Genomic DNA, 19,464 nt, shown 5'->3' on the forward strand with positions numbered 1-19,464 from the left:
AGCGGCAGGTTGACGTGCGGGCTCTACCGCACCGTTGTGATCACGCCGTCGCCAGGGACACCGCGGGCCACCCCCTACTTTTCACCCGTAGGGGATGGCCCGCCAGGGTCCCCCAGTGGTTGACGTGATCAACGGGGACTTGACCTCGTGCAGGGACGAGGTGAAGTCCCCGTTCGGGAGGTTAACGTGATCACTTCGGACCCCGCGAGAAGTGGCGCGGGCCTCGGGGCCGTCAGCTGAACTCGGCCAGCGTGCGTTCGGCTTCCGCGAGCCATTCGCGGCGGGCCTCCGCGGCGTCGCGGGCGTCGTGGGCGTCCTTCTCCCGGCCGGCGGCCCCGGCCTTCTCGGCCCGGGAGTCGAGCTTCGCGATCGACTCGCGCAGCTGCGCGACGGTGGCCTCGGCGCGCGCCCTGGCCTCGGGGTTGGTACGCCGCCACTCCCGCTCCTCCGCCTCGCGCACCGCGTCCTCGACGCGACGCATGCGCGACTCGATGCGGGACCGGTCGCCGCGCGGGACGTGGCCGGCGGCGTTCCAGCGCTCGTGCACGTCGCGCAGGGCGTTGCGGGTCGCGGAGAGGTCGGTGACGGGCAGGAGCGCCTCGGCCTCCTCGACGAGGGTGGTCTTCTGCTCGAGGTTGGCGCGCTGCTCCGCGTCGCGCTGGTCGAACACGGCCGACCGTGCGGCGAAGAACGCGTCCTGGGAGGCCTTGAAGCGGTTCCAGAGGTCCTGGTCGACGGAGCGTTCGGCGCGACCGGCCGCGCGCCATTCGTTCATCAGGTCGCGGAAGCGCCCCGACGTGGGTCCCCAGTCGGTGGAGTCCTGGAGCGACTCGGCCTCGGTGACGAGCCGTTGCTTGGCGGCACGGGCCTCGTCGTGGTGGCTCGCGAGGTCCTGGAAGTAGCGGCGGCGTCGCTTGGCGAAGGTGTTGCGCGCGGCGGCGAGCCGCTTCCACAGCGCCTGGTCGGTGGGCCGGTCGAGCCGGTCGAGGGTCTTCCAGAGGTCGATGAGCTCGCGGATCCGGTCGCCGCCCGCCTTCCACCGCGTGCCGTTGGCGGCGATCTCCTCCGCCTCGGCCACCACGGCCTCCTTGCGCTGCCTCGCCTCGTCGCGGTGGCGTTCGCGCTCCTCGCGGACGACCTCGCGACGGCGTTCGACGGCGGGACTGAGGGCGTCGAGGCGGGCGCTCAGCGCGTCGAGGTCGCCCACCGCGGCGGCGGAGGCGAGGGACTCGCGCAGGTGCGCGATCTGCTTGGTCGCCTGGTCGGGGGAGAGCGCTCCCCGTCCGATGCGCTGCTCGATCAGGTCGACCTCGGTGGCGAGCTCGTCGAACTTGCGGTGGAAGAACGCGAGGGCCTCCTCGGGCGACCCCGCCTGCCATGACCCGACGACACGCTCGCCCTCGGACGTGCGCACGTAGACGGTGCCGTCGTCGTCGACGCGGCCCCACGGGTCGCTCGTCACGGCTCCTCCTCCGGCCACGGTGCCCTGCTACGCCTTCTCGACCGTGATGTTCTTGATGGTGACCTTCTTCTTGGGCGGGCCGCCGCCGACCTGCGGATCCTCCTTGGTGACGCCACCCTTGGCCACCTTCTCGACCATACCGATACCGCCTGTGACGTGCCCGAACACGGTGTACTGGGGTGGCAGCGGCGAATCCTTGTAAACGATGAAGAACTGGCTGCCGTTACTGTCCGGCGTCCCGCTGTTCGCCATCGCGAGCGTGCCCTTCTTGTACGTCGCGCCGGTGGTGTTCTCGGACGCGTACTGGTAGCCAGGGCCCTGGGCCTCGCCCTTGGGCTTGCCGCACTGCAGCACGTAGATCTGCTTGTTGACCACCCGGTGGCACGGCGTGGCGTCGAAGAACTTCTTGCTCGCCAGGAAGCCGAACGAGTTGACCGTGCACGGCGCCTTCTTGCCGTCGAGTGCCACCGTGATGTCGCCGCGGTTGGTGGCGAGCGTGGCCTCGAACTCGGACTTGACCGGCTTCTTCGGCGGCGTGCCGACGTCCTTCTGCTTGCCCGCCTGGGCAGGGACCTTGGCGTAGGCGCAGGTGTTCGCGGCGGCCTTGGTGGGGGTCGGCTTCGGCGGCGCCGACGACTCCTTGGTCGGCAACGCCGACGGATCGTCGCGGTCCTTCTTGGACAGCGTCAAGGCGAGGAACGTCATGCCACCGACGACCACCACGACGATGAGGACCGACGTGACCACGGCTCTGATCGTGCGCCGGCGTTCGTCCTTGCGGATCCTGCGCGTGACCTGGCGCTGGTACCTCTCGCGCTCGAGCTGCCTGCGTCGCTCCTTGCCGGGCACGCGCTCATCCTCCTCGTGGGAATACTCCGGGATCCCGGCATGGTAGCTGGCGCGGGAGGAGCCGTGAGGGGCCCCGCCGCGGTTGATGCCGCCTCGTGATCACCTGACGGGACGCTGGGGGCATGTCGTGCGCGGCCGCGCACGCCGCGTCGGTACGCTCGGCAGTATCCCGAGGACATCCGGTCCGGGGCGAGATGTGGGGGTTTTCGGTGCTCATCGCCGGCTTCCCCGCCCAGGCGTTCGGCACGAACTGTTACGTCGTCGCGCCTGCGGCAGGTGAGGAGTGCGTCGTCGTCGACCCCGGCTACGGGGTGCGACGCGAGCTCGACGCGCTCATCGACGAACACCGGCTGCGGCCCGTGGCCGTGCTGCTGACCCACGGGCACCTCGACCACACCTTCTCGGTCACGCCCGTCTGCGGGGCGCGCGACGTGGCCGCGTACATCCACCCCGACGACGCCGAGCTGCTGGAGCACCCCGAGCGCGGCCTGTCGCCGGAGACGGTCGCGATGCTCGGCGGCTTCGAGTGGACCGAGCCGGACGACGTGAAGCCGCTCGCCGACGGCGAGACCGTCGAGCTCGCCGGCCTGGAGATCGGCGTCGACCACGCTCCCGGCCATACCAGGGGGTCGGTGCTGTTCCGGCTGCCGGCCGACGACGACGTGCCCGAGGTGTGCCTGGCGGGCGACGTGCTGTTCGCCGGCTCGATCGGCCGCACCGACCTGCCCGGCGGCGACCACGCGACGATGCTGCAGACCCTGCGGACGAGGGTGCTGCCGCTCGCCGACACGACGGTCGTCCTGCCGGGCCACGGCCCCCAGACGACGATCGGCCGGGAGCGTCGCGGGAACCCGTTCCTGCGGGAGCTGCTCGACCAGGAGAGTGGAACAGAGAACTAGTGGCAACCTTCCGTGCGCCCAAGGGCACCTACGACCTCCTCCCGCCGTTGTCCGAGACCCACCTCGCCGTGCGCGCCGGCCTCGCCGACCCGCTGCGCGCCGCCGGTTACGGCTACGTCGAGACGCCGACGTTCGAGGACACCGGTCTGTTCGAACGCGGCGTCGGCGAGTCGACCGACGTCGTCAGCAAGGAGATGTACACGTTCGACGACAAGGGCGGCCGGTCGCTGACGCTGCGGCCCGAGGGCACCGCCAGCGTCGTCCGCTCCGCCGTCGAGCACCACCTCGACCGCGGCTCGCTGCCGGTCAAGCTCTGGTACTCGGGCTCGATGTACCGGTACGAGCGGCCGCAGGCCGGCCGCTACCGCCACTTCTGGCAGGTGGGCGCCGAGGCGCTCGGGCTGGAGGACCCGGCGCTCGACGCCGAGCTCGTCCAGCTGGCCGTCGCGGGCTACCGGTCGCTCGGCCTGACCAGGTTCCGGGTGCTGCTGAACACGTTGGGCTGCCGCGAGTGCCGGCCGGCGTACCGCGAGAAGCTGCTCGGCTTCCTGCGCGGCCTCGACCTCGACGAGCCCACCCGGGCACGTGCGGAGCTGAACCCGTTGCGGATGTTCGACGACAAGCGGCCCGAGATCGCCGACGCGATGACGGCCGCGCCGCTGGTGGTCGACGAGCTGTGCGCGGAGTGCCGCGCGTACCACGACGAGGTGCGCGCGCTGCTCGATGACGTCGGTGTCGCGTACGAGGACTCGCCTCGGCTGGTCCGCGGTCTCGACTACTACACCCGCACCACGTTCACGTTCGACCACCCGGGACTCGGCGCGCAGTCGGAGATCGGCGGCGGCGGCAGGTACGACGGCCTCGCGGAGCTCGTCGGCGGGCCCCGGCTGCCCGGCGTCGGCTGGGCGCTCGGCGTCGACCGCACGGTGCTCGCGCTCGAGGCCGAGGGCGTCACGGTGGCCGCGGCGGCGGTGGCCGGCGCGTTCCTGGTCCCGCTCGGCGACGAGGCACGCAGGCGTGCCTTCGGCCTGCTGACCGAGCTGCGGTCGGTGGGGGTCGAGGCTGACATGGCGTACGGCGGACGCGGCCTCAAGGGCGCGATGAAGGCGGCCGACAGGTCGGGAGCGCGCTACGCGGTGATCATCGGCGAGCGAGATCTCGCCGGCGGCGTCGCGCAGGTCAAGGACCTCGCCAGTGGCGAGCAGGACGCCGTCGCGCTGACCGATCTCGTCGCAGCACTGAAGGAGAAGCTTTGATCCGCACCCACGACGCCGGCGCGCTGCGTGCTGCGCACGCCGGTGACACGGTCACCCTCGCCGGCTGGGTCGCGCGCCGCCGCGACCACGGCGGTGTCGTCTTCGTCGACCTGCGCGACGCGAGCGGTGTCGTCCAGGTCGTGTTCCGTTCCGACTCCGTGGCGACTGCCGCCGGCGACCTGCGCAGCGAGTACTGCGTGCGGGTCACCGGCATGGTCGCGCGGCGTCCGGCCGGCAACGAGAACCCGGCGCTGCCGACGGGCGACGTCGAGGTCGACGCCGCGGAGCTCGTGGTGCTCAGCGAGTCGGCCCCGCTGCCGTTCCCGCTCGACGAGCACGTCGACGTCGGCGAGGAGGTCAGGCTCAGGTACCGGTACCTCGACCTGCGCAGGCCGGGCCCCGCGGCCGCGATCCGGATGCGTTCGGAGATCAACCGCGTCGCCCGCGAGGTGCTGCACGCGCGCGACTTCGTCGAGATCGAGACCCCGACGATGACGCGGTCGACGCCGGAGGGCGCGCGCGACTTCGTCGTGCCCGCCCGGCTGCGTCCCGGCTCCTGGTACGCGCTCCCACAGTCGCCGCAGCTGTTCAAGCAGCTGCTCATGGTCGCGGGCATGGAGCGCTACTTCCAGATCGCGCGGTGCTACCGCGACGAGGACTTCCGGGCCGACCGGCAGCCGGAGTTCACCCAGCTCGACGTCGAGATGTCGTTCGTGTCCGAGGACGACGTGATCGAGGTCGGCGAGGCGGTCGCGTCCGCGCTGTGGCGCGAGGTCGCCGGGCACGAGATCCCGTTGCCGATCCCGCGCATCGCGTACCACGAGGCGATGGCGCGCTTCGGATCCGACAAGCCCGACCTGCGGTTCGGCCAGGAGCTCACCGAGCTGACCGGGTTCTTCGCCGAGACCCCGTTCCGGGTGTTCCAGGCGGAGTACGTCGGCGCGGTGGTCATGCCCGGCGGTGCCACGCAGACCCGCAAGCAGCTCGACGGCTGGCAGGACTGGGCGAAGGCGCGCGGTGCCAAGGGCCTCGCGTACGTCCTCGTCGGTGACGACGGCACGCTCGGCGGCCCGGTGGCGAGGAACCTCGCCGAGCACGAGCGCGATGGGCTCGCGAAGGCGGTCGGCGCCGAGCCAGGTGACGCCGTGTTCTTCGCGGCCGGCACGCCGCGCGACGCCCGTCCGCTCCTCGGCGCGGCGCGCCTGGAGATCGGCCGACGCTGCGGCCTGATCGACGAGAGCAGCTGGGCGTTCTGCTGGGTCAAGGACGCACCGCTGTTCGAGCTGGCGTCGGCGACCGACGACGTCGCCGTCGGTTCCGGCACCTGGACCGCGGTGCACCACGCGTTCACCTCGCCGAAGGACGAGTGGGCCGACCGGCTGGAGGAGGCCCCCGGCGACGTGCTCGGCTACGCGTACGACCTGGTCTGCAACGGCAACGAGATCGCCGGTGGGTCGATCCGTATCCACCGCGGCGACGTGCAGCAGCGGGTCTTCGACCTGATGGGGATCGGCGCCGAGGAGGCCCAGGCGAAGTTCGGCTTCCTCCTCGACGCGCTGCAGTACGGTCCGCCGCCGCACGGCGGCGTCGCGTTCGGCTGGGACCGCGTCTGCATGCTGCTCGCGGGAGCCGACTCGCTGCGCGAGGTGATCGCGTTCCCCAAGTCCGGCGGTGGGTTCGACCCGCTCACGGGCGCGCCGGCACCGATCACGGCGCAGCAGCGCAGGGAAGCGGGCATCGACGCGGTTCCCAAGTCGGCCGCGGGCGGCGAGAATCATCCGTCATGAGCTCTGATTCCAGCGCCGAGTCACTGCCCGCCCCGCAGAAGGGGCGAGCGCCGGCGCTGCGCGCGTCCGACGCCGACCGCCACGAGGCGGCCGAGGTCCTGCGCGCCGCGGCCGGTGACGGCCGGCTCGACCTCGACGAGCTCGACGAGCGGCTCGGGCTGGTGTTCGCTGCCAAGACCAGGGCCGACCTCGAGCCGATCCTCGCCGATCTCGTGACCGCGGCGCCGTCCCCACCGGTGCCGGCGGACTCCGGCGAGCCGCTCGTCCTCGAGACGGGCAGCGGCACGATCAAGCGGAGCGGGGCATGGCTGGTGCCGCGCCGGATCAGGGCGCAGTGCGGGAGCGGCACGGTGAAGCTCGACTTCACCGAGGCGACGTGCCCGCCCGAGATAGTCGTCGAGGCGACCGCCAGGTCGGGCAGCGTCGTGCTGATCGTGCCACGCGGGTGGGCCGTCCGCATCGAGTCCGCGTCCACCACCAGCGGCTCCGTCCTGAGCAAGGCGAACGACCCGGTCGAGCCCGGTGCGCCCCTGCTGCGGGTGCACGGCAGCGTGCGCAGCGGCACCGTCAAGGTGCGCTACCGCTACCGCCGCCGCTCGCGCTGACCGCCTGACAACCGAGGCAGCACCTGCGCTGGTGACCATCCGTCGCTGGGGTGGCACGCGCTGTGGCGTCGCTGGCACAGTGTGCCGAGGTGAACACTGGGTAAACGACGGGTGACGAATCGGTGGTGCCACGATGTTCGACGCGGTGATACGCAAGGGCTGGGCGGTCTCCGGGCTACTCGCGCTCGGGGTGGCGACGATGCTCACCGTCCACGGCGACCGGGCCGGCCAGGCGGACGGCCACGGCCAGGTGGCGCGCAACGTCATCTACCTGCAGGGCGACGGCATGGGCCTTGCGCATCGCAACCTGATCCGGCTCGCCACGGTGGGCCAGGACGACGACCTCGTCATGAACGAGCTGCCGGTCACCGGGTCGGTGCACACCGACGCCGCCGACCCGGAGGAGGCCGTGACCGACTCGGCGGCCGCCGCGACGGCGTTCGCCACGGGGCACAAGACGTACAACGGCGCGATCGGCGTCGACGCCGACGGCAACCGGGTCGAGACCGTTCTGGAGATGGCGAAGAAGGCCGGCAAGGCGACCGGTCTCGTGACGACCGCGCAGGTGACCGACGCGTCGCCGGCGGCGTTCGCGGCGCACGTGCCCGACCGCGGCGACCAGAGCGAGATCGCGCGCCAGTACCTGGACGAGAGCCGCCCGGACGTCATCCTCGGCGGCGGCGAGGACTGGTGGTACCCGAAGGGTGAGCCAGGCGCCTGGCCCGACCACCCGGAGACCGACCCGACCGAGGAGAGCCAGGGCACCAAGGGCAACCTCGTCGAGAAGGCGAAGGACCTCGGCTACGAGTACCTCACGAACGCCGACGAGCTCCGCGAGGCCGAGGGCGACCGGCTGCTCGGGCTGTTCGCCAACGAGGAGATGTTCGAGTACCACCCGGAGGGCGAGGGTGACCTGTACGACCCGAGCGTCCCGCTCACCGACATGACGGACCAGGCGCTGCAGACGCTCTCGCGCCACCGACAGGGCTTCTTCCTCATGGTCGAGGAGGAGGGCATCGACGGCATGGCGCACGCCAACAACGCCGCGCTGACGATCACGTCAGGCCAGGCGCTCGACGACACCGTCGCCACCGTCCTGCGGTTCGTGCAGGAGAACCCGCGCACCCTGGTGATCGTCGGCGGCGACCACGAGACCGGCGGCCTCACGATCGAGAACGTCGACGGCGAGGACGAAGGCGGCTCGGGTCAGCAGCAGGAGGACGGCCCGTTCACCATCGCGGGTTCTGACCTGCAGTTCACGGTCGACTGGACCACCGGCGGGCACACGGCCGCGGACACGCCCGTGACGGCGACGGGCCCCGGCTCGGCGCGTCTCGACGGGACGATCGACAACACCGACGTGTTCTGGGCGATGGTCAAGGCGATGCGCCTATAGACCGCACCGCCAGGCTCATCGCTGCGGGCTCGCCGGGCCGCCGGGCCGCGGCACGTGAACGGCACCCTCACCGTGTCAGGGCACGGTGAGGGTGCCCCTCACGGGTGAGCGTCGGGTCGTCGGGGTGGGTCGCTGCCGCGACCACGGCGCCGGTGAAGGTGTGCTGGCAGGTGAAGCCGAGGCTCCCGTACATGCCGCGGGCCGCGTCGTTGTCGGCGTACATCCCGAGGGTGACCGGTGACCTGCCCTCCTCGAGGAACCGCCGGGTGACCCAGCCCATGAGCGCGCGGGCGTGCCCGCGGCGGCGATGCGCGGCCGCGGTGGCGACCGACGACACGTGCGCGACGGTCGCGCTGCGGCTGGTGTCGGCGAGGCACGCGACGAGCACGCCGTCGTCGTCACGGATGCCCGCCCACCGGTGCGACCTGCCGTCGTCCGGCCAGGTCGACGCTCCCGGACTGACCTCGTGGAGCAGCGCGGAGACGTCGTCGTGGTCGTCCGGCACGAGCCAGCGGGCGCCGGCCGCGCCGGGGAGGGACGGGGGCGGGGTGGTCGTCCACATCCAGTCCCAGTCCGACCGGCTCTCGACGCGGAGGTCGGTGGGCAGGTGGTCGAGCCACCCGCGGGGCAGCGACGCTCGCCGCGCGTCCGGGATCTCGTCGAGGAGCGCGGCGACGACGGTGGCGGCACCGTGCGGCGAGCCGACGCCGGCGAAACCCGGCCGGCCGTGGTGGGTGTTCGCCCACACGACCGCGCCGTCGCCGGCCCACGCGCCGTCGGTCACGGCCCCGTTGGCGACCGCGACGCGGACGTACATGTCGCCGTCGGTGGCTGCCAGGAGATCATCGGGCGAGAGGGCTTCGATCACCCGACAAGCCTAGCCATCCGTAAGTGCCGTTCCGGCGAGCCGACTGTTACGCCGGACGGTGCCGCCACCGGCCGGTGACCCCACGTGGCGGCGTCGTCCTGGCTATGACCAACGCGATGCGTCCACGTGGGGGCGGACTGCGCCGCTCCCGGTGGCCCAGGCGGCGATGCGGTCGGCGACGGAGCCGGGGTTCCTGGCCCACCTCAGATGGCCGGGCGCGGGCCCGTCGGGCGCGTGGTGCCAGCGGTCGACGCGGGCGCCGCGGAGCTTGCCGCACAGGTGGTCGACGGAGCTCGTCGGCGCCAGGTCGTCGCCGGCCATCGTGATCGCGAGCACCGGCACGCGGACCCGCGCGACCAGCGGGTCGAGGTCGACTCCGTCGACGACGTAGCGGCCGGTGCGCGCGTTGCGGGCCCAGTCGCGCATCAGCGCGGCGGGCTGCGCTCCGCCGAACCCGAAGCGGTCGCCCGGCCAGTGACCGGAGAGCCGGCTGGTCAGGTCGACGAACTGGGAGAGGCCGAGCACCGAGAGCCGCCGGCGCACGTTCGGGAAGCCGCCGAAGAAGGCGGTGCCGCTGGCGACGAGGACGATTCCGTCGACGTCGTCGGGGTGGGTGGCGGCGTACAGCACGGCGAGCTGCCCGCCGATGCTGCTGCCGCCGACCAGCAACCTGCGGCCCGGCAGCAGGTCGCGCACGGCGGCGAGCGTGTCGGGCACGTCGGTCGCGAGGAGGCTGCCGTAGCCGACCGACGCCGTGCGCGGCTCGACGGTCGAGTCGCCCTGGCCCGGCAGGTCGGGCAGCGCGACGGAGATGCCGCGGTCGGCGAGCGCGTCGGCGAAGCGTGTGTAGTACGTGGCCGCCACGCCGAGCGCCGGCCAGAACACGAGCACCGGGCCGTCGTCGTCGCGCAGGACCATGCGGACGGGGACGACGCGACCGGAGGCCGTGGGCACCTGCTGGGTGACGTGGCGCACCACCGGAGCGGCCGCGTCGGACGGTGCCGGGTCGGCGAGGCCGGGCGCCGCGAGCGAGGGGGTCGCGCCCGCCGGTGGCGGCGACTCGTGCAGCCCGATCCGCCGATGGACGCGGCGCAGCCAGCGGGGCGCCCACCAGTTGGCCCGGCCGAGCAGCGACATCGTCGCCGGGACGAGCAGGCAGCGCACGAGGGTCGCGTCGACGGCCACGGCGACGCACATCGCCAACCCCATCTGCTTGATCATGACGAGCTCCCCGGACACGAAGCCCGCGCACACGACGATGATCAGCAGCGCGGCGGAGGTGATGATGCGTCCGCTGCGCTGCAGGCCGATGGTCACCGCCCGCTTGTTGTCGCCGGTCGCGTCGTACGCCTCCTTGATCCGCGACAGCAGGAAGACCTCGTAGTCCATGGAGAGGCCGAAGGCGAACGCGAACACCAGGATCGGCACGAACAGGTCGAGCGAGCCCGGCGGGTCGAAGCCGAGCAGATCGGAGAGGTGACCCTCCTGGAAGACGAGGACGAGCATGCCGAACGTCGCGCCGAGCGACAGCGCGTCCATGACCAGCGCCTTGACCGGGATGAGGATCGACCCCGTCATGAGGAACAGCAGCAGGAACGTCGCGATCCCGATGATCGCGAGTCCCCACGGCAGCCGGTCGGCGATCTCGGCCTTCAGGTCGACGAGGAGCGCGGCGGATCCGGTGACGTAGACCGCGAAGTCGGGACGGTCGGCCCAGATCGCGCGGACGACCTTCTCGCCGGCCTCCTCCCTGGTCTGGCCCGCCGCCGGGTCGTCGGGGTACACGTCGAGCACCGCGACGCCGTTGCCCAGATCGCCCGCGCGCACGCGGTTGACGCCAGGTAGGTCGGCGACAGTCTGCCTGCCGTACGCGCCGAGCTCGGCGCGCGGCACCTCGGCGACGACGCTGACGGGTTCGCTGCCGCCGCCGGGAAAGCGGTCCTCCTGGGCGTCGGCGACGATCCTGCTCTCCGAGGACCTGGGCAGCGCGGTGTGGTCGACGCCGCCGAACTTCGCGTCGAGGAACGGCGAGCCGGCGAACAGCAGCAGCCCCGCGACCACGATCGCGACGAGCGGCGCCACCTTCTGCGTGCCCCGCGAGATCCGGGAGAAGAAGCCCTCGTCGGGGACCGGTCGAGTCGGCGCCTTGATCCAGCGCCCGGCGAGACCGAGCAGGGCGGGGACGAGGGTGAGGGCCGCGAGCGCCGCGATGACGATCACACTGATGCCCGCGAGCGCGAACGCGTGGAACATCGGTGTCTTGAACGCGAACATGCCGCTCAACGCCGCCGCGACGGTGAGCGCGGAGAAGCAGACGGTGCGGCCGGCTGCCGCGATGGCGCGTCCGGTCGCCGCACGGCCGTCGAGACCGTGCCCACGTTCCTCGCGGTAGCGGCTGACGACCAGCAGCGCGTAGTCGATGGACAGGCCGAGGCCCATGATCGTGGTGATCGAGATCGCGTTGGAGTCGATGTCGATCACGTACGTGAAGCCGAGCAGCGCGAGCAGTGACCCGGCGACCGCGCCCACCGTGCCGACCAGGGGCAGCAGCGCCGCGACGATGCCGCCGAACACCAGGACGAGCAGCACCAGCGTGATCGGGAACGCGATCAGTTCGCCGCGCCTGATGTCGTGCTCGATCTGGGTGGTGAAGTCGCGGAACACCGCGGTCGTGCCGCCGACCTTCACGTCGACGCCCGACACCTCGTCCGAGAGCCGCTCCAGCCGCTCGCGGACGAGATCGTGCGCCTCGTCCGCGGCCGAACCGGACAGCGTGTTGTCGAGCTCGACGAGCACCAGGCTCGCCTCGCCGTCCTCGGAGCGCATCGACGGCGTGCGCGTGGAGTACCAGTCGACCGCGGAGAGCACATGCGGCTGGGTGCGCACGTCACCGACCGCCTCGGTGACCGCGGTGCGCAGTGACGGGTCGTCGACGTCGTGCCCGTCGACGAGCACCACCACCCGCTCGCCGGCCCCCGCGACGTCCTCCACCAGGTCTGTGCCGCGCACCGACTCGCTGCCGGGCGTGGCGTAGTCGGACTCGGCGAGCCGGTCGAAGACCTTCGAGCCGATGCCGAAGCCCACGAGGATCAGGGCGAGCCAGGCGATCACGATCAGGCGGTTGTGTCGGTGGCAGAACCGACCGAGGGCGTCGAGCACGCCGTTACGTTATCCCCCGCCGACGCGACCTCCGGTGGCGGTGAAGCCCCAACCCCCGCCGGGGTCCCCAGTGGGGGTAGGCACGACGACCGGGGTCCCCAGCGGGGAGTAGGCGCCACGACCGGGGACCCCGGCGGCTGGTGGTCTGCGGCGGCGGGCGTCAGGGGCGGGCGTTACGGTGAGCGCGTGGGTGACCAGGACAGTCTCTTCGAGGACGCGCGAGAGCGCGCCGAGGTGGCGCAACAGCCGCTGGCAGTACGCATGCGCCCGCGCGGCCTCGACGAGGTCGTGGGCCAGCAGCACCTGCTGCGTCCCGGCGCGCCGCTGCGCCGCCTCGTGGAGAGCGACGCCCCCATGTCGCTGCTGCTGTGGGGGCCGCCGGGCACCGGCAAGACCACCCTCGCGTACGTCGTCTCGCTCGCGACCAAGCGCACGTTCGTCGAGCTGTCGGCCGTCACGTCCGGGGTCAAGGACGTCCGCGCGGTGGTCGAGCAGGCGCGGCGCGAGCTCGGCATGAGTGGCCGGCAGACCGTGCTGTTCGTCGACGAGGTGCACCGGTTCAACAAGACCCAGCAGGACGCGCTGCTGCCGTCCGTCGAGAACCGCTGGGTCACGTTCATCGGCGCGACCACGGAGAACCCCTTCTTCTCCGTGGTGAGCCCGCTGCTCTCACGCTCGCTGCTGTTGAGCCTCGAACCGCTGACCGACGACGACGTCAGCGCCGTCGTCCGCCGTGCGCTCACCGAGCCGCGCGGCCTGGGGGGAGAGGTGACGCTCCCCGACGACACCGAGGAGCACCTGGTCCGGCTCGCCGCGGCGACGCCCGTCGCGCGCTCACCTACCTCGAGGCCGCCGCCGGGGCGGCGACGAGCCGCGGCATGTCCGAGGTGTCGCTCGAGATCCTCGAGCAGGCGGTCGACCGGGCCGCGGTGCGCTACGACCGCGACGGCGACCAGCACTACGACGTCGCGAGCGCGTTGATCAAGAGCCTGCGCGGCAGCGACGTCGACGCCGCGCTGCACTACCTGGCGCGGATGATCGTGGCGGGGGAGGATCCGCGGTTCATCGCCCGCCGGCTGGTGATCCTCGCGAGCGAGGACATCGGCATGGCCGACCCGACCGCGCTGCAGACCGCCGTCGCGGCGGCCGACGCGGTGGCCATGATCGGCTTCCCCGAGGCGACCCTCACCCTCGCGCACGCCGTCGTCCACCTCGCGCTCGCGCCGAAGTCCAACGCTGTGACCAAGGCGATCGGCGCCGCGATGGACGACGTCCGCGCGGGGCGCGCCGGGCTGGTGCCCACGCACCTGCGCGACTCCCACTACCAGGGGGCGAAGAAGCTGCAGCACGGTCAGGGCTACGCCTACCCGCACGACCACCCCGGCGGCGTCGTCAGGCAGCAGTACGCGCCGGATACGGTGGCCGACAGGGTGTACTACGAGCCGACGACCCACGGCACCGAACGCCACTACGCCGAGGTGCTCGGCAGGATCCGCGGCATCCTGCGCGGCGACGGCGGGGTGAGCGAAGGAGCTGACGAGTGAGCCGGAGGTAGGAGTCGCGTTGCGACGGTGCCCGCTGCGGACGCCGTCGCGAGTCCTGCCGGAGGTGAGCGAGGAAGCGGTCGCGGGGCGGGGAGACCGAGGAGTCATGACCCGCCGGGGGTAGGGTCGTCACTCCTCGTGTCAGCCCATCCTGGAGGGACCATGAACCGACCGGCCAGGCTCGTCGCGATCGGCTTCGTCCTGGGGGTCGTCGCCACCAGACGGCTCGGTCGGCGCGGCCGCAGGAACCGCCGCCGCGCCACCTGGCAGCGCGCGGCCATGGAGGCCGTCACGCTCGCGTTCGCCGTCAAGGAGATCGCGAACGAGCTGGAGTCTTATGAGGCGCGCAGGGAAATCACGTCGCGCCGGCCTGCCGGTGTCGTGGATCCTGCGAAGGGGACGCGCGAGCTGACCTCGAGCGGCGCGGTCACGCGCGACAGAACCGAAGGGTGAGGGAGACCGGCATGAAGACGGCAGAGATCGCACGGAGGTTCGTGCGCTTCTTCGAGGAGCGCGGTCACACGGTCGTGCCCTCGGCCGCCCTGCCGTTCGACGACCCGACCCTGCTGTTCGTCAACGCGGGCATGGTCCCGTTCAAGCCGTTCTTCCTCGGTGACGAGCGGCCGCCGTACGACCGTGCGGTGAGCGTGCAGAAGTGTGTCCGCACGCTCGACATCGAAGAGGTCGGCAAGACCACCAGGCACGGCTCGTTCTTCCAGATGAACGGCAACTTCTCCTTCGGCGACTACTTCAAGGAACAGGCGATCGAGTACGCCTGGGAGCTCGTCACCAAGCCGCAGTCCGAGGGCGGGTACGGGTTCGAGGAGAGCCGGCTGTGGCCCACCGTCTACAAGGACGACGACGAGGCGTACGACCTCTGGAAGCAGCTCACCGGCCTCCCCGACGAGCGCATCGTGCGGCGCGGCATGGTCGACAACTTCTGGTCGATGGGCGTCCCCGGCCCGTGCGGTCCGTGCAGTGAGATCTTCTACGACCGTGGCCCCGCCTACGGCAAGGAGGGCGGTCCGGACGTCGACGAGGACCGCTACATGGAGATCTGGAACCTCGTCTTCATGCAGAACCTCCGCGGCCCGGGCGAGGGCAAGGAGGACTTCCCGATCGTCGGCGAGCTGCCGGCGAAGAACATCGACACCGGCATGGGCCTGGAACGCGTCGCGTACCTCCTGCAGGGCGTCGACAACCTCTACGAGATCGACGAGGTGCGGCCGGTCCTCGACCGGGCGTCGGAGGTCTCCGGGCGCCGCTACGGCGCGGACCACGAGGACGACGTGCGCCTGCGGGTCATCGCCGACCATGTGCGCACGGCGCTGATGATCGTCAGTGACGGTGTCATGCCGGGCAACGAGGGCCGTGGCTACGTCCTGCGCCGGATCCTGCGCCGCGCGGTCCGCGGCATGCGGCTGCTCGGCGTCGACGAGCCGACCATGCCCGAGCTGCTGCCGGCGAGCAAGGACGTCATGCGCGGCACCTACCCGGAGCTCGGCACCGACTGGGCGCGCATCTCCGAGGTGGTCTACGCCGAGGAGGAGATGTTCCGGCAGACCCTGCGCACCGGCACGCAGATCTTCGAGCAGGCGGCGCGCGAGACCAGGGAGTCCGGCGGCGTCGAGCTGCCCGGCGGCCGAGCGTTCCAGCTGCACGACACGTACGGCTTCCCGATCGACCTCACCCTCGAGATGGCGGGCGAGCAGGGTCTCACCGTCGACGAGGAGGGGTTCCGCCGGCTGATGGCGGAGCAGCGCGACCGGGCGAGGGCCGACGCGCGGGCGAAGAAGGTCGGCCACGCCGACGTCTCGGTCTACTCGGCGCTGCGCGAGCCCGGCGTCACCGAGTTCACCGGCTACACCGAGCAGGCCACCGAGTCGCGCGTGCGCGGCATCGTCTCCGGCGGTGTCTCCGTGCCGGTCGCCACCGAGGGCGAGCAGGTCGAGCTCGTGCTCGACCGCACCCCGTTCTACGCCGAGAGCGGTGGTCAGCTCGCCGACCACGGCCGCATCAGGGCGGGCGGCGCGACGTTCGACGTCCACGACGTCCAGGCGCCGGTGCCCGGACTCGTCGTCCACCGTGGCACGGTCGCGTCGGGCGAGCTGCGGGTCGGCGACGAGGTCTACGGCGAGGTCGAGGCGACGCGCCGCCGGTCGATCTCGCGCTCGCACACCGCGACGCACATGGTGCACAAGGCGGTGCGCGAGATCCTCGGTGACACCGCCACGCAGGCGGGCTCGGAGAACGCGCCTGGGCGGCTGCGGTTCGACTTCGCCGCGGCCTCGCCTCCGCCGCCCTCGACGCTGCAGCAGGCGGAGGAGCGGATCAACTCGTTGGTGGCCGAGGACCTCCAGGTCGAGGCGGCGGTGCTGCCCAAGGACCAGGCGCTCGCGATGGGAGCGATGGCGCTGTTCGGCCAGAAGTACGGCGACGAGGTGCGCATGGTCTCCGTCGGGGGGCCGTGGTCGCGCGAGCTGTGCGGCGGCACGCACGCCGCACACACGTCCCTGCTCGGCGTCGTCAAGCTGCTCGGCGAGTCGTCGATCGGCTCCGGGGTCCGCCGCGTCGAGGCCCTCGTCGGCACCGACGCGATGAGTCACCTGAGCCGCGAGAGCCTGCTCGTCTCGCAGCTCTCCGACCTGCTCAAGGTGCCGCGCACCGACCTGCGCGACCGCGTCGAGCAGACCGTCAACCGGCTCCGCGACGCGGAGAAGGAGATCGCCAGGCTGCGGTCCGCTCAGCTGCTGCAGGATGCGGGCGCGCTGCTCGAGGCGGTGCACGACGTCGGCGGTGTCAGCGTCCTCACCCACCAGGCTCCCGACGGCACGGCCGTCGACGACCTGCGCCGGCTCGCGCTCGACCTGCGCGGCCGGCTCGGTGACCGTCCCGCGGTCGTCGTGCTCGCCGGCGTGGCGAACGACCGGCCCGGGCTCGTCGTGGCCGTGACGGAGAAGGGCCGTGACAGCGGCCTGCGCGCGGGCCGCCTGGTCGGCGTCGGCGCGAAGGTGCTCGGCGGCGGTGGCGGCGGCAAGGACGACGTCGCGCAGGGCGGCGGCACCCGGCCCGAGGCGGTCGGCGAGGCGCTGGCCGCGGTGGAGCGCGAGATCGGCACGACGGCGGCCGGTGGCTGAACCCGCGATGCGCCGCGGTGCGCGGATCGGCGTCGACGTCGGCACCGTCCGGGTGGGCGTCGCCGCATGCGACCCTGACGGCGTGCTCGCGACCCCGGTGACCACGCTCGACCGCGGTCGCGGCGACGTCGACGCACTCGTCGAGCTGGTGGGTGAGCACGAGGCGATCGAGGCGGTCGTCGGTCTCCCTCTCTCACTCTCCGGGCGCGAGGGGCCCGCGGCGACCGCGGCGCGCGCCTACGCCGCCACGCTCGCGACACGCCTGGCACCCGTACCTGTACGGATGGTAGACGAGCGACTGAGTACGGTGACTGCCGAACACGGGCTGCGTACCGCTGGGGTTGCGGGGCGGTCACGACGTAGAGTTATCGATCGGATGGCAGCGGTCGTCATCTTGCAGACCGCACTGGACGCCGAGCGGCAGATCGGGGAACCGCCCGGCCAGATCGTCCCGGGAGAGGGATGAACGAGCTGGACCTCGACCTCGGCTTCACCGAGGAGGAGGCGCCGCGACCCCGAAGCCGGCGCCACGCGCGGCGCCGGCGGGAGCGTCGGCGTCGGCGGAAGGGCCGGGCGGCCGCCGCGATCGCGTTCTTCGTGATCGTCGGTGTGCTCGGTGGCCTCGTCTGGGGCGGGTACACCGTCGTCCAGGCAGTCACTGACGTGCCCGACTACACCGGCGCGGGCTCGGGCATGGTGACCTTCCAGGTCGAGTCGGGCCAGTCGACGCGGTCCATCGCGACCGACCTGGAGAAGGCCGGCGTCGTGAAGAGCGCCAAGGCCTTCCGCAAGGCGGCCGAGGACGACCCCGCCTCGATGAACATCCAGCCGGGTCACTACAAGCTCAACAAGCACATGGCCGCCGCGCTCGCGCTCGACAAGCTGCTCGACCCGGCCGCGAAGATCCAGTGGCGGGTGACCGTCCCCGAGGGCCTGCGGGCGAGCAAGGTGCTCGCGCTGCTCGCGAAGAAGACCGAGATGCCGGTGTCGAAGTTCCAGGCCGCCGCGAAGGACGCGAGCACGCTCGGGCTGCCGGCCTCGGCGAAGGGCAAGGTCGAGGGGTACCTGTTCCCCGCGACGTACGAGTTCCCGCCGGGCTCGACCCCGTCGACCATCCTGCAGGCGATGGTGGAGCGTTACCTCCAGGAGGAGGCGAACCTCCAGCTCGCGACGCGGGCGAAGGCGGTCGGCCTGACCCCGCACGAGGCGCTGACGCTGGCGAGCATGCTCGAGGCCGAGGTGAAGACCAAGGACTTCACCAAGGTGTCGCGGGTGGTGTTCAACAGGTTGCACAAGGGCATGCGCATCCAGTTCGACAGCACGGTGCTGTACGCGCTCAACAAGTCGACGTACCACGTCACGCACGACGACCTCGACGTGAACTCGCCGTACAACACCTACCGCAACGACGGGTTGCCACCCGGTCCCGTCGGCAACCCGGGTTCCGCGGCGATCAAGGCCGCGCTCAGCCCCGCCACCGGTCCCTGGCTGTACTTCGTCACCACCAACCTCGAGACCGGTGAGACGAAGTTCACCGACGACCCCGCCGAGTTCAAGCGGTTCAAGGAAGAGTTCAAGAGGAATCGGGACGGTGGCTAGAGCGGCGGTCCTCGGCTCGCCCGTCACGCACTCGCTGTCGCCCGTCCTGCACCGGGCCGCCTACGCCGAACTCGGGCTCGACTGGTCGTACGAGGCAATCGAGTGCGGCGAGGACGAGCTGCCAGGCTTCGTGTCCGGGCTCGACGACTCGTGGGCGGGCCTGTCGCTCACCATGCCGCTCAAGCGGGTCGCGCTCGACGTGGCCGACTCCGTGACGCCGCTGGCGAGAGACGTCGGCGCCGCCAACACCCTCGTGCTGGGCGACGGGCGGACGGCCGACAACACCGACGTGCCCGGCCTCCGGGTCGCCCTCACCGAGGCGGGCCTGAATCGGCCGCGACGCCCTGTCCTGCTGGGCGGCGGCGCGACCGCGTGCTCCGCGGCCGCTGCGCTTGCCGGCCTCGGCGCGACCGGCGTCGTCGCCGTCGTCCGCAGCGAGGCGCGCGCGGCCGAGCTGCGCACGGTGGCGGAGCGGTTCGGCATGACCTGCCGCTTCGCCGGCTGGCCGGGCGACGACGAGCTGTCCGCCGCCGACCTCGTCGTCTCGACCGTTCCCGGCGGCACGACCGACGCGCTGGTCCCGTACGCCGACCGCGTCGTCGCGCTGTTCGACGTCGCCTACGCCCCCTGGCCGACCGCGCTCGCCGCGGCGGTGGAGTCGTCGGGCGGCACCGTCGTCGGCGGCTTCGAGCTGCTCCTGCACCAGGCGGCCCTGCAGGTCGTCGCGATGACCGGCCGTGAGGCGCCCGTCGCCGCGATGCGCAGGGCAGGCGAGACCGAGCTCGCCCGCCGCGCCGGCACCGCGTCCTGAACCAACGGCCGTTGCCGGGACCCGTCAGGGGCACCCTCACCGTGCCTGGGCACGGTGAGGGTGCCGCTCACGGGGTGCCTGGTCGCCGCCCA

General features: G+C 72.1%; 14 protein-coding genes and 1 pseudogene. 11 read left to right on the forward strand and 4 right to left on the reverse strand.

All coding sequences use genetic code 11. The features are described from left to right. Positions 1–232: 232 nt before the first annotated feature. Both GEV10_15445 and GEV10_15450 read right to left on the reverse strand, forming a co-directional pair. Positions 233–1,462 carry a DUF349 domain-containing protein gene (locus GEV10_15445; GenBank protein MQA79851.1) on the reverse strand — a complete coding sequence of 410 codons (1,230 nt, stop codon included), beginning with the start codon at positions 1,460–1,462 and terminating at the stop codon, positions 233–235. A gap of 27 nt (positions 1,463–1,489) precedes the next feature. Further along, positions 1,490–2,311 (reverse strand): peptidylprolyl isomerase, encoded by an 822-nt coding sequence (locus GEV10_15450; protein ID MQA79852.1) that lies wholly within the window; start codon positions 2,309–2,311, stop codon positions 1,490–1,492. 209 nt (positions 2,312–2,520) lie between these two features. On the opposite strand from GEV10_15450, the gene GEV10_15455 reads away from it, so the two are divergent. The 5 genes from GEV10_15455 to GEV10_15475 all read left to right on the forward strand — a co-directional run bounded on the left by GEV10_15455 (position 2,521) and on the right by GEV10_15475 (position 8,254). Beyond that, positions 2,521–3,210: an MBL fold metallo-hydrolase gene (locus GEV10_15455; protein ID MQA79853.1), complete on the forward strand. Its 690-nt coding sequence runs from the start codon at positions 2,521–2,523 to the stop codon at positions 3,208–3,210. After that, on the forward strand, positions 3,210–4,466 hold the full coding sequence (locus GEV10_15460; GenBank protein MQA79854.1) for a histidine--tRNA ligase: 1,257 nt from the start codon (positions 3,210–3,212) through the stop codon (positions 4,464–4,466). The genes GEV10_15455 and GEV10_15460 overlap by 1 nt, the downstream gene beginning before the upstream one ends. Then, positions 4,463–6,253: an aspartate--tRNA ligase gene (gene aspS / locus GEV10_15465; protein ID MQA79855.1), complete on the forward strand. Its 1,791-nt coding sequence runs from the start codon at positions 4,463–4,465 to the stop codon at positions 6,251–6,253. The genes GEV10_15460 and aspS overlap by 4 nt, the downstream gene beginning before the upstream one ends. After that, a complete protein-coding gene (locus GEV10_15470; GenBank protein MQA79856.1) occupies positions 6,250–6,858 on the forward strand; it encodes a DUF1707 domain-containing protein in 609 nt (202 codons plus the stop codon). The genes aspS and GEV10_15470 overlap by 4 nt, the downstream gene beginning before the upstream one ends. 199 nt (positions 6,859–7,057) lie before the next feature. Further along, positions 7,058–8,254, forward strand: coding sequence for an alkaline phosphatase (locus GEV10_15475; GenBank protein MQA79857.1), 1,197 nt, complete (start codon positions 7,058–7,060; stop codon positions 8,252–8,254). Positions 8,255–8,321: 67 nt separating this feature from the next. Here GEV10_15475 and GEV10_15480 read toward each other — a convergent pair whose 3' ends face one another. Together GEV10_15480 and GEV10_15485 are read right to left on the reverse strand one after the other, a co-directional pair. Continuing rightward, positions 8,322–9,122 carry a GNAT family N-acetyltransferase gene (locus tag GEV10_15480; GenBank protein ID MQA79858.1) on the reverse strand — a complete coding sequence of 267 codons (801 nt, stop codon included), beginning with the start codon at positions 9,120–9,122 and terminating at the stop codon, positions 8,322–8,324. A gap of 102 nt (positions 9,123–9,224) precedes the next feature. Further along, entirely contained in the window at positions 9,225–12,281 is a 3,057-nt protein-coding gene (locus GEV10_15485) for an alpha/beta fold hydrolase (GenBank protein MQA79859.1), read from the reverse strand. A gap of 261 nt (positions 12,282–12,542) precedes the next feature. Between GEV10_15485 and GEV10_15490 the strand changes: the two are divergent. The 6 genes and pseudogenes from GEV10_15490 to GEV10_15515 all read left to right on the forward strand — a co-directional run bounded on the left by GEV10_15490 (position 12,543) and on the right by GEV10_15515 (position 19,372). Then, positions 12,543–13,825 (forward strand): annotated as a pseudogene (locus GEV10_15490) (AAA family ATPase). A gap of 162 nt (positions 13,826–13,987) precedes the next feature. After that, positions 13,988–14,278, forward strand: coding sequence for a hypothetical protein (locus GEV10_15495; protein MQA79860.1), 291 nt, complete (start codon positions 13,988–13,990; stop codon positions 14,276–14,278). Between the two features lie 11 nt (positions 14,279–14,289). Further along, positions 14,290–16,962: an alanine--tRNA ligase gene (gene alaS, locus GEV10_15500; GenBank protein ID MQA79861.1), complete on the forward strand. Its 2,673-nt coding sequence runs from the start codon at positions 14,290–14,292 to the stop codon at positions 16,960–16,962. A gap of 7 nt (positions 16,963–16,969) precedes the next feature. Continuing rightward, on the forward strand, positions 16,970–17,428 hold the full coding sequence (gene ruvX / locus GEV10_15505; protein MQA79862.1) for a Holliday junction resolvase RuvX: 459 nt from the start codon (positions 16,970–16,972) through the stop codon (positions 17,426–17,428). Continuing rightward, entirely contained in the window at positions 17,425–18,561 is a 1,137-nt protein-coding gene (gene mltG, locus GEV10_15510; protein MQA79863.1) for an endolytic transglycosylase MltG, read from the forward strand. Before ruvX ends, mltG begins: the two co-directional genes overlap by 4 nt. Then, on the forward strand, positions 18,545–19,372 hold the full coding sequence (locus tag GEV10_15515; GenBank protein ID MQA79864.1) for a shikimate dehydrogenase: 828 nt from the start codon (positions 18,545–18,547) through the stop codon (positions 19,370–19,372). The genes mltG and GEV10_15515 overlap by 17 nt, the downstream gene beginning before the upstream one ends. Positions 19,373–19,464: the final 92 nt, after the last annotated feature.

It is taken from the genome of Streptosporangiales bacterium, from assembly GCA_009379955.1.
Classification (GTDB): Bacteria; Actinomycetota; Actinomycetes; order Streptosporangiales; family WHST01; genus WHST01.